This window comes from Hymenobacter chitinivorans DSM 11115 (assembly GCF_002797555.1).
Taxonomy (GTDB): Bacteria; Bacteroidota; Bacteroidia; order Cytophagales; family Hymenobacteraceae; genus Hymenobacter; species Hymenobacter chitinivorans.
Window position 1 is genome coordinate 1,404,318 of the sequence record NZ_PGFA01000001.1, and the last position, 24,851, is coordinate 1,429,168.

The window sequence follows — 24,851 nt, forward strand, 5'->3', positions numbered from 1 at the left end:
CTTAGCGAAAGGGAAAAGGCGGTAATGACGAAGCGGAGTTAGCGGCAGTAGTGCATCGAATGCAGGGCCGCCGGCTGATTTTTGGAGGCTGTAGCGGAGCGGAGCTGCGGACTTAGGTAGGGAATGCCCAGGCCCAGGCCCCGCACAATAAAGAGCATGGCTAGCAGGGAAGCCACGTAGGGCACGGCCCGCCGCATGCGGGTGCGCCAGGGCAACGGCACGAGGCGGCCGGTAAGGGAGAAACCCAGCATCAGGGGCAAGGTGCCCAGGCCGAAGCAGGCCATGTAGGCGGCCGCGCCCGGCACGCCCGGCGCGCTCAGGGCTCCGGCCAGTGCCAGGTATACCAAGCCGCAGGGCAGCAGGCCATTGAGCAGACCGGTAAGAAAAAGGGCCCGCCACGAATGCTGCTGAAACAGTCGGGCCAGCGTGTTCTTCACCCAGACCAGGGGCCGGCGCAGGCCCAGCCCGGCGCTCAGGGCATCGGCGTAGCGCGGGGGCAGCCCAACGAGCAGCAAAATCAGCAGGCCCGAGGCAATGGACAGGCTTTGCTGCAGGCCAGCCAGGCGCAGGCTGTGACCGAGCAGGCCGGTAGCCGCGCCCAGCCCCGAGTAGGTCGTGACCCGGCCCAGGTTGTAGAGCAGGCGGCCGCCTACGTAACCGGCCGAAGCCGAGGCGGCCTCGGGGCGGCCGGGCAGGGCCAGGGCAATGGCCCCGCACATGCCCACGCAGTGGAAGCTGCCCAGTAACCCAAAAACAAACCCGGCCCAGAGCATTGGTTAAGACGAAATGAAGCGTGACGGAAACTGAGGGCAAGTTCCGCCGCCGCCGCCGGGTCGGGCATGACGAAAATCAGGTGCCCAGGGTGATATTTCTTTCCACGAAATACGCCTGCCCGCCGGCGGTGAAGTCGAGGCGGACGCGCCAGTAGCCGGGCTGCATCTGGCTGGTGTTGATGTGCTGCTGCTGATTGGGGCCAAACTGCAGGGGCAGGCTGAAGTCGCGCTGCTGGTCGGAGGGGCGGAAAAAATGCACCCGGCCCTGCACGGCTTGGCCAGCCAGGGAAGCAGGCAGCGTGAGCGTGAGGCGCCGGGCGTCGGCGTCGAGAATTACCTGCACGGGGGCGGGCAGGGCGGCGGTGCGGGCCTCGGTTTCCATGCGCTGCTGGTAGGCCAGCTCCTGCTTATAATAGTCGGGGCTGACCAAATCGACGCTGGTGCGCATGGCCTGCTGCACCATAAAGCCGATGTAGCCGGCAAAGAGCACGAAGGCCAGAATAATGGCGTAGGGCCAGAAGGTGCGCTTGGAAGTGGGAGCGGTTGCCATAGTGGGAAGCTTGGGAAGTGTTAAAAAGAGCGGCCATGCGTGATTGGGCGGCCACGTAGGCGAAGCATCTCTGCCCTTCGCCCGTCATCCTGAGCAAAGCGAAGGGGAGCGAAGGACCTTCCTCGCCTTGGTGACAAGGCTTATTAAATGGGACAAACCCTTTGTGCTGAGTTGGAATAAAGCTTTGTCACGTTGCTCACCCTTTGGTGGGGTAGGCGAAGAAGGTCCTTCGCTTTGCTCAGGATGACAGCCAAAAAAGGCAGGATAAACAACCTCGGCACGCGAGACGTCGCCTGCTGGTCGATGTGGCTGGCTTGTAGCGGGAACTTGCTTACTGCACCGGGCCCAGGAACTTGGTGCTGGTTTCGGCAATCAGCTCGTTACCTGAATACAGGCCGAGGCGGAGTTGCTGGTTGGTGCGCGTAAGGGCGGTGCGGGGCAGCTCGGCGAAGAAGACGCCCTCGGTCAGGCCCTGGGCCGGCAGCTGCAGGCCACCGTTGGTGCCTACTAAGGAAATCTTGCCCTGGGCCGGCTCCAGCACCCGTAGCGTGAGCGGGTAGGCCCGATTGGTTTTGTTGATGACCGAGATATTGTAGAGGTTGGTAATGGTGCCGTGGTCGGTTTTCTGGAACAGCTGCCCGGGGGTACGCAGCACCGTAGCCTGCACGTTGGCCCGCGACACGAGCAGTCCGGTAAGTACCAGTAGCAGCAGCGCCAGCACTCCCGACAGCACCTTCATGCGGCCGGTAAAGCGGGGCTTGGTGCCCTGGGCAATGTTGTTTTCCGAGGCGTGGCGAATCAACCCCTCGGGCAGGTTCACCAGGTTCATAATCGTGTTGCAGGCGTCGATGCAGGCCGTGCAGTTGGTACATTCCATCTGCTGGGCCCCGTTGCGGATGTCGATACCGGTGGGGCAGACCTGCACGCACTGGTTACAGTCGATACAGTCGCCGGCGGTACGTTGCTGGTTTTTGCGCTTCTTCTCCCGCGGCTCGCCCCGCTGATAGTCGTAGGCTACGACCAGGCTGTTTTTATCGAGCAGCACGCCCTGCAAGCGGCCGTAGGGGCAGGCAATGGTGCAGACCTGCTCCCGAAAGCGCGCAAAGACGGCGTAGAACAAGCCGGTGAACAAGATCATCGAAGCCAGGCCGCCCAGGTGGTCGGTGGGCCGGTCGGTGACGATGTTGACCAGCGCATCCGAGCCGATGATGTAGGCCAAGAAAGTGTTGGCAATCAAAAAGGAAATAAGCAGGAACAGGGCGTGCTTGGTGGTTTTGCGCCAGGTTTTGTTCCAGTCCCAGGCGGCCCGGTCCAGGGCTTTCTGCTGGGGCGCGTCGCCTTCGAGCCAGTACTCGATGCGGCGGAACACCATTTCCAGGAAGATGGTCTGGGGGCAGACCCAGCCGCAGAACACCCGGCCATACACCACCGTGAAAATGATGATAAACAGCACGAAGGTGAGCGTGGCCAGCAGCAGAATAAAGAAGTCCTGGGGCCAGAAGATTTGCCCCAGAATGATAAAGCGCCGGGCCGGCAAATTCAGCATTAGCAGCGGCAACTCGTGGAGGCGCAGCCAGGGGCCGGCGAAGAGCAACGCCAGCAAACCGTAGCTCAGCCACTTGCGGCGGCTGTAGAGCCGGCCGCGGGGCTTCTTGGGATACAGCCACACCCGCTGGCCGGCCGCGTCCACCGTGGCAATGGAGTCGCGGAACGACGCGGCGGACTGGGGTTGGGTGGTCGGCATGGGGTGGGGGAGGTAAAGTCTTGTTTTAAGAGGTTGTCATGTCGAGCAAGGCGAGACATCTCGCGTGCTGAGGTTGCAGTAGTAGTTAGCTTACCATTGCCCGCGAGATGTCTCCCCTCTGCTTGGTGCGCAGAATGGTCGACACGACTTTTGGGGTGTCATTAGCTTACAGCCTGGCCACGGGCTTGGCGGGGGCTTCCTTTTCGCCCTGGGGCTCTTTGGCACCGGCGGGTTTCGAGCCCTGCAGACTCAGCACGTAGGAGCTGACTTGCAGGATCTGCTTGCCGGAGAGCTTGCCTTTCCAGGCGACCATGCCCTTGCCCTGCACCCCAAACTTGATGGTCTTGTAGACGTGGTTGATTTCGCCGCCGTGCAGCCAGTACTCGTCGGTCAGGTTGGGGCCCACTTTGCCTTCGGCATTCACGCCGTGGCAGGGGGCGCAGTTGGTCGTGAATAGGCTCTTCCCGCTGCTCAAATCGCCGGCGGTGGTGAGGGCGGCGTAGGCGGTGAGCTGGTTGGGGTCGTCGGCATCGGCCGAAACCAGCAGAGCGGCCTGCTGCATTTCGGCGGCGTACTCGGCTCCTTGCAGTTGGCCGGTGCCGCTCAGGTGGTAGTAGCTCAGGTAGCCGAGGGCAAAGACGATGGTGGCGTAGAAGCCGTACTTCCACCACGGGGGCAGGTCGTTGTCGAACTCCAGGATACCGTCGTAGTCGTGGTCCAGCACTTCGTCGCGGACTTCGCCGCGGACCAGGGTGGTGTCGCCCACGGCCAGGCCCAGGACCCGGCCGCTCCAGGTGGGGCGCACGGTGGGCAGCTCGTAGAGGCGGCGCAGCTGGGGCCGCAGGCGCACCACGAGCGTGGCCGTGAGCAGCCCGATGAGCAGGATAACCAGGGCCAGGGTGCCGAGCAGAAACCAGAGCAGCAGCTGTTGGGTGCCGGTGGCCGCGGGGCCGGCCGGGGCCGCGGTGTTGGCCGCCTGAGCCAGCCCCGGACGGGCCACCAGCGTCAGGGCCAGCAGGGCGCCGGGGCCGCGCAGAAGGGTTGCAACTAACCTCATGCCGCCACAAGTTGCTCGGTGGAAACTGTGGTCGTGGGAGCGGGAGCAGCCACCGGCGCTTTGGCTACCGCGGGCCCGGCAGGAGCGGGCTGGTCGTGGAGGTCGGCCTCCACGGCTTCGGCGGCAACGGCGGCTAGGGAGGTGGCGGTCATCACCCCGAAGAGGAGCACGACGGCGGCCACGAACCAGGCCAGCCAGCCCAGGATGTCGGTGGGTTGGGGGCCGCTGGCGGCGGTGGTTTGGGCCGAAGCCAGATAGGTGGTAAACAAGCCCAGGATAGTTAGCAGGGAAGCGCGCTTGGTTAGCATAACACGTCGGGGTTGAGGTGGTACAGGGTTTCGTCGGAGGTGTTGTCGGGGGCCAGGGGGAGCTGGCTCATGGTGCTGATGTGCTGGCGGTTGGCGAGGAGCACGTAGGCCAGCAGGCCCACGAAAAAGAGGAAGAAGATGGCCAGGGAAATGAGGGGGTAGACCTCAATGCCGGCTATGGATTGCAGGACGTTCTTATCCATGGATTGGGAAGATTAGGGGGAGGATTGCGGCGGGCCGCCGTCGGGGTGGAAAGCTTCGCCTTCATGGTGGGAAGCTCCGCCGTCGTTGTGGGAAGCTCCGCCGTCGTTGTGGGAAGCTCCGCCGTCGTTGTGGGAAGCTCCGCCACCGTGGTTGGAAGCTCCGCCGTCGTTGTGGGAAGCTCCGCCGTCGGGGTGGGAGCTTCCGCCGTTGGAGTGGGAGCTTCCGCTACCGGGGTAAAAGGCTCCGCCGTTGGAGGCGGTAGCCGTTCGGGCGGGGTGGCAGGACCGATTACCGTGGCAACGTCAGCACGCGAGATGTCTCGCTGGGCTCGACAGGACGGGTAATTTTGTTTACTCAGCCGCGGCGGCCGCTACCTGCTCGGGTTTGACCTTGATGTCGGTGCCCAGGCGCTGGAGGTAGGCAATCAGGGCCACGATTTCCTTGTCGGACTTGACCTCGATTTCCTCTTTGCGCAGCTCCTGCACGATGCCCTGGGCCTGGTGCTGGGCGTCGGCTACGGCCTGCTGGGCGTAGCCGGCGGGGTAGGGCGTGCCCAGGCTTTGGAGCACCGTTATTTTGCGGGGCAGGGTGCTGTAGTCGATGCTATTGTCGAAGAGCCAGGGGTAGGCGGGCATGATGGAGCCGGGCGACATGCTGGTGGGGTCCAGCATGTGGTTGTAGTGCCAGGAGTGGGGGTATTTCTGGCCCACGCGGTGCAAATCGGGGCCGGTGCGCTTGGAGCCCCAGAGGAAGGGCCGGTCGTAGACGAACTCCCCGGCTTTGGAGTACTCGCCGTACCGCTCGGTTTCGGAGCGGAAGGGGCGCACCATCTGGGTGTGGCAGTTGGAGCAGCCTTCCTTGATGTAGATGTCGCGGCCCTGCAATTCGAGGGAGGTGTAGGGCTTGACGGCGGCGATGGTGGGCACGTTGGACTTGACCAAGAAGGTGGGAATCATTTCAATAGCCCCGCCGATGAGGATGGCAATGGTGGCGCCGATGCTGAGCTGCACGGGGCGGCGCTCGATCCAGCGGTGCCAGTGGCCGCCTTGGTGCTCCTCGACCAGCTCGGCGGGCAGCAGGGGCGCGGCCTGGGCTTTTTCGTCGGCCAGCAGGGAGCCGGCGTTGGCGGTTTTGATGAGGTTATACAGCATCACGAACACCCCGCTGAGGTAGAGCACCCCGCCGATGCCGCGCAGGTAGTACATGGGTACAATCTGCATCACGGTTTCGAGGAAGTTGGGGTATTGCAGCAGGCCTTCGGCGTTGAACTGCTTCCACATCAGGCCCTGGGTGAAGCCGGCCCAGTACATGGGCAGGGCGTAGAAGAGGATGCCCAGGGTGCCGAGCCAGAAGTGGGTGTTGGCCAGGCGGCGGGAATACAGCTCGGTGCGGTAGAGGCGGGGCCAGAGCCAGTAGAGCATGGCAAAAGTCAGGAAGCCGTTCCAGCCCAGGGCCCCCACGTGCACGTGGGCCACAATCCAGTCGGTGAAGTGGGCAATGGCATTGACGTTTTTGAGGCTGAGCATGGGCCCTTCGAAGGTGGCCATGCCGTAGGCCGTGACGGCCACGACCATGAACTTGAGCACGGGCTCTTCGCGCACTTTGTCCCAAGCCCCGCGCAGGGTGAGCAGGCCGTTGATCATACCGCCCCAGCTGGGGGCAATGAGCATGACGCTAAAGGCGACGCCCAGGCTCTGGGCCCAGTCGGGCAGGGCGGTGTAGAGCAAGTGGTGGGGGCCGGCCCAGATGTAGATGAAAATCAGGGACCAGAAGTGAATGATGCTCAGGCGGTAGGAGTACACCGGCCGGCCGGCGGCCTTGGGCAGGAAGTAGTACATCAAACCCAAATAAGGCGTGGTCAGGAAGAAGGCCACCGCGTTGTGGCCGTACCACCACTGCACCAGGGCATCCTGGACGCCGGCGTAGAGCGAGTAGCTTTTCAGGAACGACACCGGCACTTCCATCGAGTTGACGATGTGCAGCACGGCTACCGTGAGGAAGGTGGCAATGTAGAACCAGATGCCCACGTAGAGGTGCCGCTCGCGCCGCCGGGCAATGGTGCCGAACATATTCCAGCCGAAGACCACCCACACCAGGGTAATGGCCAGGTCGATGGGCCACTCCAGCTCGGCGTATTCCTTGCTGGTGGTGAAGCCCAGGGGCAGGGTGGCGACGGCCGAGAGGATAATCAGCTGCCAGCCCCAGAAGTGAATTTTGCTGAGCCGGTCAGAGAACATCCGGGTTTTGCACAGGCGCTGCAGGGAGTAGTAGACGCCGGTGAAGATGCCGTTGCCGACGAAGGCGAAGATGACGGCGTTGGTGTGCAGGGGGCGGATGCGGCCGAAGGTGGTGTAGGCCGTGCCCATGTTGAGCTCGGGGCGGGCCAGCTGGAAAGCGGCCAGCACGCCCACCAGCATGCCGATAATGCCCCAGATGACGGTGGCCACCCCGAAGTCGCGCACGATCTTGTTGTCGTAGAAAAACGTGTCGACGGCCCGGGCGGGGGGAGTGGGTACCAGCGGCGGGTGGGGCGCGACGACCGGCGGTAGTGGTTCGACTTGCATAGCCTTCAGAAGTAGTGGTTTTACTGCTCCAAAGGTCCTGCGGGGCGGTTTTTGAAAAGATGACGAATGTCAGGGTGGGGGGCTGATTGATGTCAGGCGGGTGGGGCATCTCACTCCCGGGCCCCGCAAATGCTTGATGCGCGTTATCGGGAAGAGAGGGGAGCCAAACGAAACGGCAGAAGGGCTTCGGCGGCGTTTGGCAGGCTGTTCTTGGTGAACTGGCCCATCCAGAAACTGCCGTACCTTCGCCGCTGTTAGCGGAGCAGTTCCGCTATTCCCCGACCCGCGCCCCTTGTCCTATGAATCGTAAAAACCTGTTGCAGTGGCTGCCTTTCGCCCTGCTGGCCGTGGTGCTGTTCACCGATTTGCGCACCCCGGTGCTGGGCGGCCTGCAGCGCGGATTGCTGGCTACCGGCCTCTGGCAGGCGGATGTGCCGCAGCTGCCCGAAAAAGCCCCGGTGGTGGCTACCAGCAGCGCTTACCCGCACAACCTGACCCTGCTGGATATGCAGGGCCGAGAAGTAAGCCTGAGCACGCTCAGGGGCAAGGTGGTGTTCGTCAACCTCTGGGCCAGCTGGTGCCCGCCCTGCGTGGCCGAAATGCCTGGCATTCACGCTCTGTATAAGAAGCTGGACCCGCGGAAAGTGGCCTTCGTCATGATTTCCCTGGACCAGAACCCGGCCAAAGCCCGCAACTTGGTGCAGCGCAAGGGCTATACTTTCCCCGTGTACTTTCCCACCGATAACCTGCCCGCGCCCTTCGATTCCAACTCGATTCCGAGCACCGTCATTCTCGGCCCCGACGGGCAGGTAGCGGCCCGCCACGACGGCATGGCCGACTACGACACGCCCGAGTTCAAGGCGGCCCTGGAAAAGCTGGCCGGGCCACCCCGTACGTAGCCGGCCGCCTGGGGCTTTACCGCACTACTTCCAGCCAGCCCCTGGTGGCCTCGCCGGAGCCCGCCGCGGGGCGCAGCAGGTAATAATAGACGCCCGGGGCCGCGTCTGGGCCCCAGTCGTTCTGGTAAGCTTCGGTTTGGTACACCTTCTTGCCCCAGCGCGAGTAGATTTCCAGGCGCCAGGGCCCGCGGCTCAGTTCGTTGATGACGAAGGTGTCGTGGAGGTTGTCGTTGTTGGGGGTAATAATATTGGGGGCCTTGAAGCACGGTTCATAGGCCACGTTGCGGCTGGCCGTGCGCGTGTCGCAGGGCGTGGTGATGCGCAACGAGTACTGGCCGGGCTCACTAACCCGCAGCGTGGAGCCCGTAGACCCGTCGGACCAGCGCAGCACAACGCCGGGGCCACTCACGGCCGGCGCGCGCAGCACCAGGGTTTTTTCCAGGCACAGCGTGGTGTCGGGGCCCAGGGTGAAGACCGGCGCCAGCGGGGCTGTCTGCACCTCGAGGGAGTCGCGGCTGGTGCAGCCGCCGGAGTAAGTGAGCAGCACGCTGTAGCGCCCGGGCGTACTGAGGGTAATATCCGGAGTGGTGGCGCCGGTGTTCCACTGGTAGGTTAGCGCGTCGGGGTTCAGGGCCGTCAGCCGGAGCGTAGTGCCGGGGCAGAGCAGCGTGTCGCCGCTTACCGATGCTACTTTGGCCGTGGGTGGCCCCACGCTGTGCGCTTTGGTCAGGGTGCAGCCATTGGCAAAAGTAGCCGTCACCCAATACGTGCCCGCTTGGCTTACCCGCAGCGTGGGGGTAGTTTCGCCGCCGCTCCAGCGGTAGCCCACCACGGCGGCCCCGGTGCCGGCGGCCGTCAGCGTGGTGCTCTGGCCCGGGCACAGCTGCTGCCGCCCAGTGATGTTCAAGGCATTGCCGACCACAACGACCTGCTCGGTTACGGCGCAGCCGGAGCTGTACTGGGCCGTGATGGAATACGTGCCGGGCTGACTCACGCTGATACCGGGCGTGGTGGCGCCCGTGCTCCAGCGCAGGCTGCGGGCTTCCGGCGCCGTGGCAGTGAGCGTGGCCGAAGCGCCGGGACACAGCGGCTCGGTTCCGCCACTGATTTGCACGGTGGGCGCGATGCTGCGCACCCGGTACGTCTCGGTCAGGGTGTAGCCCCCGCCGAAAGTGGCCGTAACGGAGTACGTGCCCGGCTGCGTTACGGCAATGCTGGCGGAGGTGGCGCCCGTGCTCCAGCGGTAGCCGCTGACGGCGCCCGACGTAGTAGCCGTGAGTTGCACCTGTCCGCCGCGGCACACCAGTGAGTCGCCGGAAAGCGCCAGGGAAGGGTAGGGCTGCAGACGGGCCACGAAGCCCGGGAGGCCCGCCACGCTGCCGATGGCCGCGCCGCTGCCGTCCCCGAACCGCACCGGGTAGCCCAGGGTTTCGCCCCCCAGGTAGGTAGTGCGGCCCGGGCCCACGGCCACGCAGATACCATTGTCAATCCGGGGGCCCGACACGGAAGTCACCCAGCGCCAAGTGCCCGTGGGGCCGAGCATGGCGGTAAAGGCGTCGGTGGTGTTGGGTGAGGCGGCAGTAAGGCTGAACGACCCAAACCGGGCGGTGTTTTCGAAGGAGCCCGTCACGAAGCAGTTGCCATTAGCATCGGCCGCAATGCTGTTGCACAAGTCGCGGCCCCCGTCGCCGGTTTGCGTGGCCCAGCGGTAGGCCCCGGCTGCGTCGAGCTTGGCTACGAAGCCGTCGGAGCCGGAACCAGATGCCGTTAGCGCGTAGGGGCCCAGCTGCAGGGTCTGAATAAAGCTGCCGCTGATAACCGGGTTGTTTTGCCCATCGACGGCCAGCTTCACGCTGCCCGAATAGGTGTAGGCACCAAAGCCGCCGTAGCCCGTGGCCCCGGTACCGCCGGTGGCCCACAGCAGGCTGCCGTTTTGGGTGGTGAGCTTGGCCACAAACAGCCCGGCGGTGGGTAGGCCAAACGGCCCCAGCCAGGCCCCGGGCAAGAGGTTAGTCGAGGAGCCCGCCACGTACAGGTTGCCCACGGCGTCGAGCCCGATGCCGGTGCCCCGGCATCCCGCGCCGCTACCCGAGTTGCGGGCCCATAGCCAGGTGCCCTGGGAGCTCAGCTTGGCCACGAATACCTCTGGGCTAAGTGAAGTGCCATTCAGGCGAACCAGGGGCAGCAGTGTACTGCCGAAGCTGGCCGCCGACATATAGCTGCCAGTGATATAAGCGTTGCCGCCGCCATCGACAGCAATATCGTGTCCGGTGTCGGGGCCGGCGCCGCCCGCAATGGCGCCCCAGACCCAGTTGCCGTTAGCGTCTAGCTTAGCTACGTAAATCTCCCGGCTGTTGTAGTCCGGGCCATCGAAGGAATTGGTGAGCAGGCTGCTGCCAAACCGGATGGTCGGGCTCAGAAAGTCGCCGGTGATATACACGTTGCCGCTGCCGTCTAGGGCAATACCATTGCTGAACTCCTGGGCATTGCCCCCAGCCCGGGCAAACCAGATAATGCGGCCGACCGGGTCGAGCTTAGCGACGAAAATGTCATCCTTATCGGCCGTTATATTGCTGCCGTTGACGTTAATAGTCCCCCCAAAAAAGCCGGTGACGTAGCTATTGCCAGCCGCATCCACCACGATGTCGGTGGCCAGTGTGGCTAAGTTGGAGTTCGAGCCCATTGCCACGGCCATATCGAATCCGGGCGCCTGGGCCTGCGCCCAGGTAGAGCCGAGCAACAAGCTAAAAAGTACCAACAGGACCCACAAAGGCCGGTAAAAGCGGTAGAATAATGACAGGCGGTGCACTATAAAGGTTATTAGATGAATAAACCAGCCCATAGCTTCGGCCGTGGTTGCCGGTTTGGCTAGTCAAAAAGCAAGGCCCGGCCAGCGGATAAGTTAGCAGCGGCGTGGCTAGGGAAGGAGCAGGGCCGCCCAAAGGTAGTAGCCGACCGGTTATAATAATAGGAAGCTGCCAGCACATTTAAGGGCAGGTTAGATAAGCCGCAACCCGTAATTTCGGGCCCAGTAGTATGTTTGGCATTATGGAAACCAACCTGCCCGATCTGCAATATCCTATTGGCAAGCCCACGCTGCCCGACGGCCCCCTGACGCCCGCCGAAAGAACGGTGTACATCAATCAGCTGGCCGCCTTGCCGGCCCAGCTGACCGCCGCGGCCCGCAAAGCCGGGGGCGTCCGGCTGGAAAACTCGTACCGGCCCGGGGGCTGGAGTGGCCGGCAGGTGCTGCACCACGTGGCCGACGTGCACCAGAACTTCGATATGCGCTTCCGCCTGGCCCTGACCGAGGATAACCCCACCATCCGGCCCTTCGACATGAATGCCTGGGCCGAGCTGCCCGACGTGGCCGCCTCGCCCGTCACGGTGTCGCTCATGCTGCTGGAGGCCGTGCATTCGCGCTGGGTTACGCTGCTCTGGCACCTGACCGACGAGCAGTGGCAGCGCACGTTTTACCACCCCAGCTACCAGCGCACTTACACCCTCGACCAGGCCCTGGCCCAGTACAGCTGGCACGGCCGCCACCATCTGGCCCACATTGAGCTGCTGAGCCGGGAGGGGTGAGGCGTGTGCTTCGTGGAATTTAAGCGCCCCGGTACACGTCGGCGGGCAAACCTACGGCACCCGGCTCGGTGGCAAATATATTGCCGCTAAGGGGGTACTGGGCCAGCTGCGCGGGCGTCAGATCCTGCCGGGCGCTGGTAATGAACAGGGTTTTGAGCTCGGGCCCACCAAAGGCGCAGGACGAGGTGTGCAACGCCGGCACGGGCACCGCACCCAGCTTGTGGCCCGTGGCTGGGTCGTAGCACCCCACCTGGGCCCCGCCCCAGAGCGCAATCCAAAGGTGGCCGTCGGCGTCGAGGGTCATACCGTCGGGCGACCCTTCCGCGTCCGGAATCCGGACGGCTACCCGACCGTTGGTAATGGCGCCGGTGGCGTGGTCATAGTCGAAGGCCTGCACGGTTTGGGTGGGCGTGTCGACGTAGTACATCGTGCGCCGGTCCGGGGTCCAGACCAGGCCGTTGGAAATCGTGACGCCGGTGAGCATGGTGTGCAGGCTGCCGTCGGGGTCGAGGCGGTAGAGCGTGGCGTGGTGGGGCCGGCTGCTCCTATCGAGGGTGCCCACCCAGAACCGGCCCGCCGGGTCGCACTTGCCGTCGTTGAAGCGCAGCTTCGGGTCGTGGAGCGGGTCGACCAGGCAGGTCATTTCGCCGGTAACCGTATTGAGCCGGTGAATTCCGTTTTGCAACGCTACCAGCACTGAGTCGGGCCCGGCCGGTACCACGGTGCCCACCCGGGAATGGGTCGGCAACTGCCGGTCGAGGCCCGTAGCCGGGTCGAAAATGTGGAGCGCCTGCCCTTCAATGTCGACCCAGTACAGGCGCTGGTCGAGCGGGTTCCAGAGGGCGCCTTCGCCCAACTGGGCCTGGGCCGGCAGCACCACGCGCACGGCCGGAGCGGAGGTGAGGGTGGGCGTCATCCTTGGGTGGTTTTATGTTCGGTTAGCTGCCCTGCTTCGCGCAGACGTTGCAGCACCGCCGCCTGGCCTTGCAACGTCACTTCTTCGGCGCCTTTTATCGTCAGCGCGGCCAGGCGTTGGGTGATGCCCAGCAGCTCCAGGGCTGCTTCGTAGTGCTGCACCAGGGCTTTTTCGCCGGCCAATACCACGGGGCCCCGGAAGTCGGCGGGAAAGCTGCGCAGCTCGGCGCCGATAAGCAGGCCGCTGAGAAAGTAGAAATTCTCGGGCTTGCTGAGCTTATCGAACAGCTGGTTGGTGCGCACCAGAAAGGCGTTGTGCAGCAGGTTCTCAGTTTGGCTGGCCTGCACGCCTCGCTCGAAAGCCCGCCGGTGTTCGGGCCGCTCAAAATCGTCGTTTTTTTCCACGGCCGAAGCCAGAATGCTTTGCTTGGAAAGCAGGGCAAAAAACTCCCCGGTCATGTAGGTTTTCAGGGCCACGGCCTGCCCGCCGCGAATCGTGACGTGCTTGGCGTGGGTGCCGGGGTGCAAAAACAGCTGCTCCTGGTCGGTGGCGGCAAAGCCGCAGCCCACGAGCTGCACTTCTTCGCCGCGCATCACGTCGTCCGGGGTCCGGACGCCCGAAATCAGCAGCACCGGCTGGGCAAAATCGGCCGTGGCGGGCAGCAGCTTGGTGGCCAGGTCGGCGCCGTCCACGGCGAAGGGCATCGGTTTGTAGGGCAGCTCCAGCATGCCCACCGTGGAGGAAGCCATGCCCGATATAACCACCGGCACGCCCGTAAGCGGCCGGCCGGCATCTTCTTCGAGTTTGCGCACGTGCCCGGCCAGAACCTTTAAGTAAAAGCCCAGGCGCTGGTCATCCGGCTGCTTGGTTTCCTGCCACTTGGCAAACGTGGCCGCGTTGCCCTCGTCGGAAGTCGAGGTGGCCACCACCCGCAAACCGGGCAGCTCCACCAGCTTCAGCCGAAACGACGAAGTGCCCCAGTCACAGCTCAGAAAGTGCGTTAATTCCTCCATAGCGTAGGCCTAAGCCCGGTTTGTGTCCTGGATACTACGCAAAGCGGCTACCATTCGGCCACGCTGCCGTCGGTGTTGCGCCACACCGGGTTCTTCCAGTCGTGGCCAATTTTGGCCCGCTGTATCACGTACTCTTCGTTGATTTCGATGCCCAGGCCCGGCCCGGTCGGGATGTTGGCGTAGCCGTTGTGGTACTCAAACACGGTCGGGTCCAAGAGGTAGTCGAGCAAATCGTTGCCCACGTTGTAGTGAATGCCCAGGCTCTGCTCCTGAATAAAGGCGTTGTGGCAGGTGGCATCCACCTGCAGGCAGGCGGCCAGGGCAATGGGCCCCAGCGGGCAGTGCGGGGCGGCGGCCACGTCGAAAGCCTCGGCCATGCTGATGATTTTCTTGCACTCGGTAATGCCGCCGGCGTGCGAGAGGTCGGGCTGAATGATATCGGCGTAGCCGTCGATGAGCAGCTGCTTGAAGTCCCAGCGGGAAAACATCCTTTCGCCGGTAGCAATGGGAATGGAGGTGTGGCGGGCAATGTCGCGCAGGGCCTCGTTGTTCTGGGAAAGCACCGGCTCCTCGATAAACATGGGCCGGAACGGCTCCAGCTCCTTGGCCAGAATCTTGGCCATGGGCTTGTGCACCCGCCCGTGAAAATCGACGCCGATGCCCAGGTACGGGTCCACGGCGCGCACGGCGGCAATGCGGGCCACGGCGGCGTCAATCTTGGCGTAGCTATCGAGGTAGCCCATCTCATCGGTGGCGTTCATCTTGATGGCCGTAAAGCCCTTGTCGACCATGCCCTGGGCCGCCAAACCCACGTCGTGGGGCCGGTCGCCGCCAATCCAGGAGTACACCCGCATCGTGTCCCGGGCCAGGCCGCCGAGCAGCTGGTAAACCGGGGCGTTGAAAAACTTGCCTTTGATATCCCACAGCGCCTGGTCGATGCCGGCCAGGGCGCTCATCAGAATCGGGCCGCCCCGGTAGAAGCCGCCCCGGTAGAGCACGTTCCAGTGGTCTTCAATCGGCAGCGGGCTCTTGCCAATGAGGTTGCCCATCAGCTCCTGCACGGCCGTGGCCACGGTGGCGGCCTTGCCCTCAATCACCGGCTCGCCCCAGCCCACCAGGCCTTCGTCGGTTTCAATCTTGAGAAACAGCCAGCGCGGCGGCACTTGGTAGAGTTTAAAACCGGTAATTTTCATAGGAAAGGAAGGGGAAAGTAGGGGAGGGGAACGTCATTGTTCAGTCGGTCATCCCGAGCAGAGTGAAGGATCTTGCTCGCCTGAGTGACAACCGTCATTCAATGTGTAAAAGCCCGTTTTCGTGCTGATGGGGCGGGGCCTTGGTACGTTGACAGGAACTGGAGTGGGGTAGGCAGGGAAGGTCCTTCATTCCGCTTTGCTTCATTCAGGATGCCAGATAGTGTGGCAACGGCCGCCCACCAGATGCCTCGTCTGTGCTGGAGGCGCAGAATGGTCGACAGGTCGTGCTATGCTACCAAACGCCGTACTACTCAGGCAATGGCCTGCACAAACTCCTGGGCCTTGCGCGTGAGCTGCTGCAGGTACTCGTCCGTCGCGGGCTGGCTGGTATCGACCAGGGAGCTGCCTAGCCCGTAGGCTGCCGCGCCGGCCTGCCGAAACTCGCGGATGTTGTCCAGCTTTACCCCGCCCGTGGGCATGAGCGGAATAAAGGGCAGCGGACCTTTGAGGTCCTTGAAATACGTGGCACCCAACGAGGCCGGAAACACCTTGATGATGTCGGCCCCGTGCTCGTAGGCCGTCAGAATTTCGGTCGGGGTGAAGCCCCCGGGAATGCTGATGGCCCCGTAGCGCTTGGTCATCCTGATGGTCTTCACGTTCAGGGTGGGCGAGATGATAAATCGGGCGCCGGCGTTGAGGGCCAGGCGGGCCGTTTCGGGGTCCAGCACGGTGCCCGCACCCACCATCAGCTCGTCGCCCAGCTCGGCAACTACTTTCTCGATGCCCTGCAGGGCCTGGGGCGAGTTGATGGTAATTTCCACCGAGCGGATGCCGCCCGCGTGCAGGGCCCGCACAATGCTCACCAAATCGTCGGGGTTGGCACCGCGGATAATGGAAACCAGCTGGTGCTGGAGCAAATGGGATAAAACGGAAGTTGCCATAGCACTACAAGAAGAAGGTTAAATAGAAAAGGTCGGTCAGCTTAACGCAACAACCACCGGCCGCGTTGATAGGGCTGCGCTTACAAATCCCGCATCTGCCCGATGGCCAGGGCCGAGTCCAGCTCGTATACCCGCACGCCCCCGGTCGGAATTTCCAGGGCTTCCACCTGGGCCACGCTCAGCCCCTCAAGCTGCATGCGCAAGGCCCGCAGCGTGTTGCCGTGCGACACCACCAGCACGTGCCGGCCCCGCCGGAGCTGGGGCGCAATTTCCTGCTCGTAGTAGGCCACTACCCGCTGCTGGGTGTGGTGCAGGGTTTCGCCCTCGGGCGGGGCATCCTCGTAGCTGCGCCGCCAGGTATTCACCTGCGTCAGCCCGTACTGGCGGATGGTTTCGGCCTTGTTCAAACCCTGCAGCGCCCCGTACATCCGTTCCCGCAGGGCCTCGGCGGCGTGCACGGGCACGGTGGCCTGGTGCAGCTGCTCCAGAATCAGCTCCAGGGTGCGTCGGGAGCGGACCAGCGTGGAGCAGTAGGCCTGGTCGAAGTGCAAGGCGCGCAGCTTGGCGCCGGCCTGCCGGGCCTCGGCTTCACCCTGGGGCGTGAGGGCCACGTCGAGCCAGCCCGTAAACACATTGGCCAAGTTAGCCACCGATTGCCCGTGCCGGACCAAAACCAGAGTTGCCATACGTAAGCAGCGAGAGTGAGGCCCAATAGTACGGTTGGCGCATGAACCCCGCGTGAACAAGCGCCGCCCCCACTGCTGCCCGGGGCCGAAGCGGGCCGGGTCCGGGTTCCTTCGTAATTTTACCCTTCGGCCCGCCGTCTTAATTCTTTCCTAGTAGCCTTGCCTCTCCTTATGAAGATCAATTCGTTTCTGTCTGGTGCCCTTGTTGCGGGCCTCGTCCTGCTGAGCAGCTGCAACCAACAGCCCGCCGACACTACTACGTCGCCGTCGGCCGCGGCCAAGTCCGAGTCCGAGTCAACTCCTACTCCGGCCAAAGCTGCGCTCTACGAGTGCCCGATGGGCTGCGAAGGCAGCCAGAGCCCCAAGCCCGGCAAGTGCCCAGTGTGCGAAATGGAGCTGGAGAAAAAAAGCTAGTCCCGCTCGGTTTCGCCGTTGCGCAGCCCCGGCCAGTAGGCAAAGTCACCCGTACCAACCGGGGCCTTTGCCTACCGACTGGGGTTTATTTTTTGGGCTCTTAGAGTAGGCAAAATTAGCTTTCGATGCTGAATTTAACCTGCAAACGATTGCAGAAACTGGCTCAGTTGCATTATTTACAGGAATAGAAAAGGCTGAATATTGGCAAGAAATGCTTTTTTAGCGACGCCTAGCCCCATTAGTGGCCGAGCTAAGTATTTGCATAAGTGCAGCAAACTCATTACTTGCAGCCGCTTAACAATTTCTTAACATGGAAGTCGAAACGTTGAAGTATCCCGCGGTCCGCAATTACGTGGCCGGGCAGTTTGTGGACAGCAGCACGCCGCGTAGCCTGGAAGTATTTAGTCCGCTGAGCGGGGCCGTTATTTCGACGGTGCCCCTGAGCGGGATGCCGGCCCTGCGCCAAGCCGTGGATGCTGCCCAAGCGGCCTTTCCCGCGTGGTCGGCTATTCCAATTAAGGAGCGGGTCCAGATTTTCTACCGCTACAAAACCCTACTGGAGCGCGACATGCAGGAGCTGGCCAACCTCGTGCGCGAGGAAAACGGCAAGACCTACGACGAGGCCCGGGCCGAAGTCGAAAAGGCCATTGAGCTCACCGAATTTGCCTGCTCCATGCCCCAGCTGATCCAGGGCGAATTTCTGGAAGTAAGCAAGGGCGTGGAAGCCCGCGTGGAGCGTAAGCCCCTGGGCGTGGTGGCCAGTATTGCGCCCTTCAACTTTCCCAATATGGTGCCCCACTGGACCATCCCCAACGCCCTGGTGCTGGGCAATACCATGATTCTGAAGCCCTCGGAAGTAGTGCCGCTCAGTGCGGGCAAGATTGCCGAGCTGCTCAAGGAAGCCGGCCTGCCCGACGGCGTGCTCAACATCGTGCACGGCGACCGGGAAATTGTGGAAGCCATCTGCGACCATCCCGGCATTGAGGCCGTGTCGTTTGTGGGCTCCACGGCCATTGCCAAAGTCGTCTACATCCGGGCTACCAGTAACCTGAAGCGCTGCGTGGCCCTGGGCGGGGCCAAAAACCACCTGATGGTGCTGCCCGATGCCCACCCCGAAATGACGGCCTCCAACGTGGCTGCCTCCATGTCGGGCTGCGCGGGGCAGCGCTGCATGGCCGGCTCTACCATGGTCGGCGTGGGCGCCGTCGACCATATCGTGAGCAAGCTGGTGGAAGAAGCCCGCAAGATTGTGCCCGGCCAGAATCTGGGCTCAGTTATCAGCAAGGAAGCCAAGGCCCGTATCGAAGCGCACATCACCGAAGCCGAAGCCGCTGGGGCCAAAGTGCTGCTCGACGGCCGAGGCGCCGTGGTGCCCGGCCACGAGGGCGGCTACTACGTGGGTGCCACCGTGGTAGACTACGTGACACCCGACATGCGCATTGCTCAAGAGGAAGTATTCGGCCCGGTGCTGGCCATCATGCGCACCAACACCCTGGATGAGGCCCTGGCCATCGAAAACGCCAACCCTTACGGCAATGCCGCGGCCGTATTCACCAGCAGCGGCAGCTCGGCCCGCTACGTCATGGACCACGCCTCGGCCGGCATGATTGGCGTCAACATCGGCGTGCCCGTGCCCCGGGAGCCGTTTTCCTTCGGTGGCTGGAACGAGTCAAAGTTCGGGGCCTGCGACATCACCGGCAAAAGCTCCATCGAGTTCTGGACCCAGCTCAAGAAAACCACGACCAAGTGGAATCCCGAGTCGCGCGTTAACTGGATGAGCTAGCGTATTTTAAGCTAGAGTCTAAAAGCTAGTTCCCCTCCTTAAAATAAGGAGGGGTTAGGGGTGGTTGAAGCGCCAGAACGACCAGTTGGCCCTAATTCTAATTTTTCGACATCACCCAACCATTTCTCGCTCTAGCTAACCACCCCGCCCTTCGGGCACCCCTCCTTGAAAAAAGGAGGGGAACTAGTTTCTAGAATAACCTTTGCCTCCTTCTCCCCAATGGAAACCTACACCGACACCGATAAAGACCAGATTCTGCAGGACAACCTGGAACACACGCTTTTTTCCTGGTCGAAACAGGCTGGCCTGAACCCGATAAGCGCCGAACGGGCCGAGGGCGTTTACCTCTGGGACCGGGACGGCAAGCGCTACATCGACTTTTCGTCCCAGCTAATGAACGTCAACATCGGGCACGGCGACCAGCGCGTAACCGAAGCCGTGGCGGCCCAGATGCGGGAGCTGAGCTACGTCTACCCGGGCATGATTACCAAGGCCCGCGGGGATTTGGGCAAGAAGCTCGCGGAAATCACGCCCGCCAACCTGACCAAGGCCTTTTTTACGCTGGGTGGGGCCGAGGCCATTGAAAACGCCATCAAGCTGGCCCGCGTCTACACCGGCCGCCACAAAATCGTGACCCTGTACCAGTCGTTTCACGGCGCTTCGTACGGGGCCATCAGCGCCGGCGGCGACCCGCGCAAGTTTGCCGTCGACAGCCAGGCTATGCCGGGCGTGGTCCACGTCGAAAACCCGTACTCCTACCGCTGCCCCTGGTACAGCAGCACGCCCGAAGAGTGTGCCGAGCGGGCCGCCGCGGCCATGGAGCGCATTATTCAGTACGAAAACCCGGGCAGCGTGGCCGCCATTATCCTGGAGGGCGAGTCGGGCACCTCGGGTTGTATCAAGTACCCGCCGACCTACTGGCAGCGGGTGCGCGCCATTTGCGACAAGTACGGCATCCTGCTCGTGGCCGACGAGGTGATGAGCGGCTTTGGGCGCACCGGCAAGTGGTTTGGCTCCGACCACCACGGCGTGAAAGTGGATTTGATGTGCATGGCCAAGGGCATTACCGCCGGCTACCTGCCCCTGGGCGCGGTGATGGTCGATGAAGCCATTGCCAAGTCCTTCGACGACAAGCCCCTGCCGCTGGGCCTGACCTACTCGGCCCACCCCGTATCCTGCGCCGCTGCCGTGGCCGTGCTGGATATTTACGAGCAAGACAACCTGCTCGAAAATACCGTCACGCTGGGCCATTACCTCGACGAGCGGATGGCCCAGCTGATCGAGCAGCACCCCAGCATCGGCGACTGGCGCAACACGGGCTTGTTTGGCTGCATCGAGCTGGTGAAAAACCGCGAAACCAAGGAGCCGATGGCGCCCTGGAACGCGGCCCCGAACCAGATGGAAATCATGAATAAGGTGGCCGCCAAAATCAAGGAGCTGGGCATGTACACCTTCGTGCGCTGGAACTACATTTTCGTGGCCCCGCCCCTGAGCATCACCAAGGACGAGCTGGATGAAGGCCTGGACATTATTTCCCAGGCCATCCGCGTCGCCGACGAGTACGTGACGCAGTAGCTCCTCGCATCGGTTCAAGCCTTTCACTTTCCGCCCGGAAGAGGAGGTAGCTAGTTCGTTTTTACGCCTGAGCTCGGTAAGCGCCGTCGGGGCAAGGCCCCGACGGTGGTTGTCATGGGCTTTTGGCGGCTCTCACATTGTAAGGAATATGTGCTTCACTTTCCGGGTTGCCCTACTGCTGCTGGCAGGAATTATCCTTTCCCTGGCGGGCAGCAGCGCGGTGGCTCAGTCCGCGGCTGTGGTGCTGGTAAATGGAAAAGAGTTTGACCTGGAGAAATGTCAAAAGCTCTCCCGCTTCCGAACCATCTCCTTGCCCGTGGCGGCTAATGATTCGAGTCACGTGGAACTGTACCTCATTCGGGGCCGCCGCCCTTTCGGCCGGAACTACTTCGAGTCGGTAGCCGAGTTCAATTCTTACGATTTGCGGGCTTGGCTGCGGTTGGAAAAGCCTACCAACGCCGTCTACATCCGGGAGCACGGGGCTATTGCGCCCGTCACCCCGGCCCGGCCCGGCGACCGGCTCCTTATTCTACTTGGCAAAGAAGCCAACCTGGCCGACAGCAAATTTGCCAAAGCCTACAATTTACAGCTGTGTGCTGATTAAAAATCAAGCATTTAGCTGTATCTTATCGATTCGGTTCTCCCTGTTTCTGCTCACCCGCTGCTCTGTTCTGAATGTCTTTACTTGTACGAAATGCTCGGGTTGTTACCGCTGATTCCGACAGCGTGTGCGATATCCTGATTGAGGGCGAAACCATCGTCGCCATCGGCCGCAACCTGCCGGTGCAAGCCGACCAAATCATTGACGCCACGGGCAAGATTATCGTGCCCGGCGGCATCGACCCGCACGTGCACCTGGACATGCCGTTTATGGGCACCTTCAGCTCCGACACCCACGAAACCGGCACCCGCGCCGCCCTGCACGGCGGCACCACCACCGTCATTGATTTCGTGCTGCAGAAGCAGGGCCATAGCCTGCGCGAGGCCCTGACCGAGTGGCAAGGGCGGGCCACCGGCACGGCCGTCGGCGACTACTCGTTCCACATGGCCGTGACGGATTTCAACCCCAACACCAAGGAGGAAATCAAGGACATGATTGCCGAGGGCATTACCTCCTTCAAAACCTTCATGGCCTACAAGGGCGCCCTCATGATTGACGACGCCCAAATGGTGGGGCTGATGCAGGAAGTCAAGCAGCACGGCGGTTTGGTCACGGCCCACGCCACCAACGGCGACATGATTGACACCCTCATTGCCCAGCACCGGGCCGCGGGCAAACTCACGCCGCTCTACCATTACTTGTCGCAGCCCGAAGTAACCGAAGCCGAAGCCTCGGGCCGCTTCGCCGACATTGCCAACTATACCGGCGTGAATTCCTACATCGTGCACCTGACCTGCGAGGGCGCCTTGAACCAGGTGCGGCGGGCCACCGAGCGCAACCAGCGCGTTTTCGTGGAAACCTGCATTCAGTACCTGGTGCTCGACGCCTCGCTCTACGAGGACGAGGTGAACGGGGCCAAGGTGGTGATGTCGCCGCCGCTGCGCGAAAAGAAGGATCAGGCCACGCTCTGGGCCGGTATCAACCAGGGCCTGGTACAGGTGGTCGGCACCGACCATTGCCCCTTTATGTGGGAGCAGAAAATGATGGGCAAGGACGACTTCAGCAAAATCCCGAACGGCCACCCCGCCATTGAGCACCGCATGGAACTGCTGTTTTCGGAAGGGGTAACGACCGGTAAAATCAGCCTGCAGAAGTTTGTGGAAGTGACCAGTACCAACGCGGCCAAAATCTTCGGCATGTTTCCCCGCAAAGGCACCATCAGCATCGGCGCCGACGCCGATTTGGTGCTCTTCGATCCGGAGAAAACACACACCATTTCGGCCGACACCCACCACATGAACTGCGACTACTCGGCCTACGAAGGTTGGGAGCTGACCGGGAAAATCGACACCGTAATTCTGCGCGGCCAAGTGGCCGTGGAGGGCGGCGAAACCAAAGTCGGACGCGGCTACGGGCAGTTTATCAAACGCGGTAAAACGGCTTTTTAAAGCTAGCAAGCTAGTTCCCCTCCTTAGAGAAGGAGGGGCTAGGGGTGGTTGAAACGGCAGAACGACAGGCTAGGACTGCTGCTCCAGAATCGTTCAACGATTGACCACCCCGCCCTACGGGCACCCCTCCTTGAAGGAAGGAGGGGAGTTTCGTTCTGATACTCGACAATCAACATACTCCCAAACCCTTTTCTCCTCTCTTTCCCAATGCCAAGAATTGTTAAATCCGGGTTGATTCAGATGAGTCTGCCCATCAGTGAAGGCGAAGGCACCATTGCCGAAATCATGGAAGCCATGGTGCAGAAGCACATTCCGCTCATCGAAGAAGCCGGCCGCCAGGGCGTGCAGATTCTGTGCTTGCAGGAAATCTTCAACACCCCATATTTCTGCCCCGGCCAGGATAAAGCCTGGTACGCCTCGGCCGAATCGGTGCCCGGCCCCACCACGGACCGCATGGCCGAGTACGCCAAGAAGTACAACATGGTGATGATTGTGCCGATTTACGAGCGGGAAGCCGCCGGTTTCCTCTACAACACCGCCGCCGTTATCGACGCCGACGGCACCTACCTGGGCAAGTACCGCAAAAACCACATTCCCCACACCTCCGGCTTCTGGGAGAAGTTCTTCTTCAAGCCCGGCAACATGGGCTACCCCGTGTTCCAGACCAAGTACGCCAAAGTGGGTGTGTATATCTGCTACGACCGGCACTTCCCCGACGGGGCCCGGGTGCTGGGCCTCAACGGGGCCGAAATCGTCTACAACCCTTCGGCCACGGTGGCCGGCCTTTCGCAGTACCTCTGGAAGCTGGAGCAGCCGGCTCACGCGGCGGCCAACGGCTACTTCATGGGCTGCATCAACCGCGTCGGGACCGAGAAGCCCTGGAACCTGGGCAAATTCTACGGCACCAGCTACTTCGTGGACCCGCGCGGGCAGATTTTCGCCCAGGCCTCGGAGGACAACGACGAGCTGCTGATTTCCGAGTTCGACCTCGACGAAATTGACGAGGTGCGCGCCACCTGGCAGTTCTTCCGCGACCGGCGCCCCGAAACCTACGAAAAGCTGGTCGAGCTGTAAGCAGCCGATACGCTAAGTATTTGAAAAGCAAGGGTTGGTGGTCACACGCCAATCCTTGCTTGCGCTTGTAGTGCCCAGTGGGTAGGCTCCTGCCTACTTATTACCCGACGTTTTCCTGTTGCTATTGCCCCACCGTTACCCTCTCCCTTCAGTACCATGGCCGAGTACAAAACCCCTACTTCCGAGCCGGAATTTCACGCAAATTTCTCCCAGATCAAGCCCCGGATGAACAACTCCGAGGCGTTGTTTGAAAGCTCGCGCTGCTTGTTCTGCTTCGACGCCCCTTGCATCAAAGCCTGCCCCTCCGGCATCGACATTCCCCAATTCATCCGTCAAATCAATACCGGCAACACCACCGGCGCGGCCCGCACCATTTACGAGGCCAACTACTTCGGTAACGCCTGCGGCAAAGTGTGCCCCACCGAGGTGCTCTGCGAAGGCGCCTGCGTGTATAACCTGCAGGACGTGAAGCCCATCGAAATCGGGCGCCTGCAAAGCTTTGCCACGCGCGAGGCTATTGAGCAGGACAAAAAGCTTTTCGGGCCCGGTGCGCCCAACGGCCGCAAAGTGGCCATCATCGGTGCCGGGCCGGCCGGTATTTCGGCCGCCTGCGAGCTGCGCAGCCTGGGCTACGAAGTCGACGTGTTCGAGGCCAAGTCCCAGCCTTCGGGCCTGACCGTGTACGGCGTGGCGCCCTACAAAATCACCAATGAGGAAGTGCTGGCCGAAATGGCCTACCTGGAAAACCAGTTTGGCTTCCGGGTGCAGTACAACCAGCCTATTACTTCGCGCCGGGAGCTGGAGGCGCTGGAGGAATCCTACGACGCCATTTTCCTGGGCATCGGCCTGGGCGCCACCAACCCGCTGTTGCTGCCCGGCGAGGAGCGCCACAACTGCGTGGGCGCGGTAGAATTCATCGAGCAGCTGCGCATGCGCCACCACCAAACCGCCGTCGGGCGCAAGGTCATCGTGCTCGGCGGCGGCAATACCGCTATGGATGCCGCTTCGGAGTCGGCGCGCATGGGCGCGGAGGACGTAATTCTGGCCTACCGTCGCGGCAAGGAGGAAATGGGCGCCTATGAGTTTGAGTACGACCTGGCCAAGGGCGTGGGCGTGAAAGGCTTGTTCAACGTGGCCCCGGTCGAAATTGTGGGCAACGGCAAGGTGGAAGGCGTCCGGTTTATCCGCACGGCCACGCTCAACGGGCAGGTGCAGGTGGTGCCCGGCAGTGAGTTTGTGGAAAGCTGCGACATGGTCATCAAGGCCACGGGGCAGGCCAAGCAAACCCAGCTGCTGAGCCTGATTCCGGGCTTGCAGGTCGACAACAAGGGCCGCATCGTGGCCGATGAGCGCACCGGGCAAACCACTAATCCCAAGTACTTTACCTCCGGCGACGCCCGCAACGGTGGGGCCGAAGTAGTCAATGCCTCGGCCGAAGCCAAAGCCACGGCCCGCGGCATTCACGCCTTTCTTTCCTGCTAATTCATTCAGCCAAAAAAGAACGTCATGCTGAGCTTGTCGAA

Annotated in this window: 22 protein-coding genes; 9 read left to right on the forward strand and 13 right to left on the reverse strand. The window is 62.4% G+C overall.

The annotated features are described in order from the left end of the window. Nucleotides 1–38: 38 nt before the first annotated feature. The 7 genes from CLV45_RS05850 to ccoN form a co-directional block, all read right to left on the reverse strand. A complete protein-coding gene (locus tag CLV45_RS05850; protein ID WP_100335445.1) occupies nt 39–773 on the reverse strand; it encodes a sulfite exporter TauE/SafE family protein in 735 nt (244 codons plus the stop codon). 76 nt (nt 774–849) lie between these two features. Further along, nucleotides 850–1,323: a FixH family protein gene (locus tag CLV45_RS05855; RefSeq protein ID WP_100335446.1), complete on the reverse strand. Its 474-nt coding sequence runs from the start codon at nt 1,321–1,323 to the stop codon at nt 850–852. A 331-nt stretch (nt 1,324–1,654) separates the two neighbouring features. After that, nucleotides 1,655–3,067 carry a cytochrome c oxidase accessory protein CcoG gene (gene ccoG / locus CLV45_RS05860; RefSeq protein WP_100335447.1) on the reverse strand — a complete coding sequence of 471 codons (1,413 nt, stop codon included), beginning with the start codon at nt 3,065–3,067 and terminating at the stop codon, nt 1,655–1,657. Nucleotides 3,068–3,233: 166 nt separating this feature from the next. After that, nucleotides 3,234–4,124 (reverse strand): cbb3-type cytochrome c oxidase N-terminal domain-containing protein, encoded by an 891-nt coding sequence (locus CLV45_RS05865; RefSeq protein WP_100335448.1) that lies wholly within the window; start codon nt 4,122–4,124, stop codon nt 3,234–3,236. Then, nucleotides 4,121–4,432, reverse strand: coding sequence for a hypothetical protein (locus CLV45_RS05870; protein ID WP_100335449.1), 312 nt, complete (start codon nt 4,430–4,432; stop codon nt 4,121–4,123). The genes CLV45_RS05865 and CLV45_RS05870 overlap by 4 nt, the downstream gene beginning before the upstream one ends. Next, entirely contained in the window at nt 4,426–4,635 is a 210-nt protein-coding gene (locus tag CLV45_RS05875; protein ID WP_100335450.1) for a hypothetical protein, read from the reverse strand. Before CLV45_RS05875 ends, CLV45_RS05870 begins: the two co-directional genes overlap by 7 nt. A 351-nt stretch (nt 4,636–4,986) precedes the next feature. Beyond that, nucleotides 4,987–7,200, reverse strand: coding sequence for a cytochrome-c oxidase, cbb3-type subunit I (gene ccoN / locus CLV45_RS05880; protein ID WP_100335451.1), 2,214 nt, complete (start codon nt 7,198–7,200; stop codon nt 4,987–4,989). A 299-nt stretch (nt 7,201–7,499) separates the two neighbouring features. Between ccoN and CLV45_RS05885 the strand changes: the two genes are divergently transcribed. Further along, a complete protein-coding gene (locus CLV45_RS05885; RefSeq protein ID WP_170061817.1) occupies nt 7,500–8,099 on the forward strand; it encodes a TlpA family protein disulfide reductase in 600 nt (199 codons plus the stop codon). Between the two features lie 16 nt (nt 8,100–8,115). On the opposite strand, the gene CLV45_RS05890 is transcribed toward CLV45_RS05885, so the two are convergent. Further along, entirely contained in the window at nt 8,116–10,839 is a 2,724-nt protein-coding gene (locus CLV45_RS05890; protein WP_170061818.1) for an SBBP repeat-containing protein, read from the reverse strand. Nucleotides 10,840–11,147: 308 nt separating this feature from the next. Here CLV45_RS05890 and CLV45_RS05895 point away from each other — a divergent pair, with 308 nt between their 5' ends. Further along, on the forward strand, nt 11,148–11,684 hold the full coding sequence (locus tag CLV45_RS05895) for a YfiT family bacillithiol transferase (protein WP_100336965.1): 537 nt from the start codon (nt 11,148–11,150) through the stop codon (nt 11,682–11,684). Between the two features lie 19 nt (nt 11,685–11,703). On the opposite strand, the gene CLV45_RS05900 is transcribed toward CLV45_RS05895, so the two are convergent. The 5 genes from CLV45_RS05900 to CLV45_RS05920 all read right to left on the reverse strand — a co-directional run bounded on the left by CLV45_RS05900 (nt 11,704) and on the right by CLV45_RS05920 (nt 16,433). Then, nucleotides 11,704–12,600 carry an SMP-30/gluconolactonase/LRE family protein gene (locus CLV45_RS05900; RefSeq protein WP_100335453.1) on the reverse strand — a complete coding sequence of 299 codons (897 nt, stop codon included), beginning with the start codon at nt 12,598–12,600 and terminating at the stop codon, nt 11,704–11,706. Then, nucleotides 12,597–13,613, reverse strand: coding sequence for a 2-dehydro-3-deoxygalactonokinase (locus CLV45_RS05905; protein ID WP_100335454.1), 1,017 nt, complete (start codon nt 13,611–13,613; stop codon nt 12,597–12,599). Before CLV45_RS05905 ends, CLV45_RS05900 begins: the two co-directional genes overlap by 4 nt. Before the next feature lie 47 nt (nt 13,614–13,660). Further along, a complete protein-coding gene (dgoD, locus tag CLV45_RS05910; RefSeq protein ID WP_100335455.1) occupies nt 13,661–14,806 on the reverse strand; it encodes a galactonate dehydratase in 1,146 nt (381 codons plus the stop codon). Between the two features lie 311 nt (nt 14,807–15,117). Further along, nucleotides 15,118–15,747, reverse strand: coding sequence for a bifunctional 4-hydroxy-2-oxoglutarate aldolase/2-dehydro-3-deoxy-phosphogluconate aldolase (locus tag CLV45_RS05915; protein ID WP_100335456.1), 630 nt, complete (start codon nt 15,745–15,747; stop codon nt 15,118–15,120). Nucleotides 15,748–15,827: 80 nt separating this feature from the next. Further along, nucleotides 15,828–16,433, reverse strand: coding sequence for a 2,3-bisphosphoglycerate-dependent phosphoglycerate mutase (locus tag CLV45_RS05920; RefSeq protein ID WP_100335457.1), 606 nt, complete (start codon nt 16,431–16,433; stop codon nt 15,828–15,830). Nucleotides 16,434–16,604: 171 nt separating this feature from the next. Here CLV45_RS05920 and CLV45_RS05925 point away from each other — a divergent pair, with 171 nt between their 5' ends. The 7 genes from CLV45_RS05925 (at nt 16,605) to CLV45_RS05955 (ending at nt 24,810) form a co-directional block, all read left to right on the forward strand. After that, nucleotides 16,605–16,847, forward strand: coding sequence for a heavy metal-binding domain-containing protein (locus CLV45_RS05925; protein ID WP_100335458.1), 243 nt, complete (start codon nt 16,605–16,607; stop codon nt 16,845–16,847). A 310-nt stretch (nt 16,848–17,157) separates the two neighbouring features. After that, nucleotides 17,158–18,630, forward strand: a complete 1,473-nt coding sequence (locus CLV45_RS05930) for a CoA-acylating methylmalonate-semialdehyde dehydrogenase (protein WP_245882710.1) — start codon at nt 17,158–17,160, stop codon at nt 18,628–18,630. 219 nt (nt 18,631–18,849) lie between these two features. Beyond that, a complete protein-coding gene (locus tag CLV45_RS05935) occupies nt 18,850–20,205 on the forward strand; it encodes an aminotransferase class III-fold pyridoxal phosphate-dependent enzyme (protein ID WP_100335459.1) in 1,356 nt (451 codons plus the stop codon). A gap of 148 nt (nt 20,206–20,353) precedes the next feature. Continuing rightward, entirely contained in the window at nt 20,354–20,809 is a 456-nt protein-coding gene (locus CLV45_RS05940; protein ID WP_100335460.1) for a hypothetical protein, read from the forward strand. 71 nt (nt 20,810–20,880) lie between these two features. Next, entirely contained in the window at nt 20,881–22,254 is a 1,374-nt protein-coding gene (hydA, locus tag CLV45_RS05945) for a dihydropyrimidinase (RefSeq protein WP_100335461.1), read from the forward strand. A gap of 207 nt (nt 22,255–22,461) precedes the next feature. Beyond that, nucleotides 22,462–23,328 carry a nitrilase-related carbon-nitrogen hydrolase gene (locus CLV45_RS05950; protein ID WP_245882715.1) on the forward strand — a complete coding sequence of 289 codons (867 nt, stop codon included), beginning with the start codon at nt 22,462–22,464 and terminating at the stop codon, nt 23,326–23,328. A gap of 156 nt (nt 23,329–23,484) precedes the next feature. Beyond that, nucleotides 23,485–24,810, forward strand: coding sequence for an FAD-dependent oxidoreductase (locus tag CLV45_RS05955; RefSeq protein ID WP_100335462.1), 1,326 nt, complete (start codon nt 23,485–23,487; stop codon nt 24,808–24,810). Nucleotides 24,811–24,851: the final 41 nt, after the last annotated feature.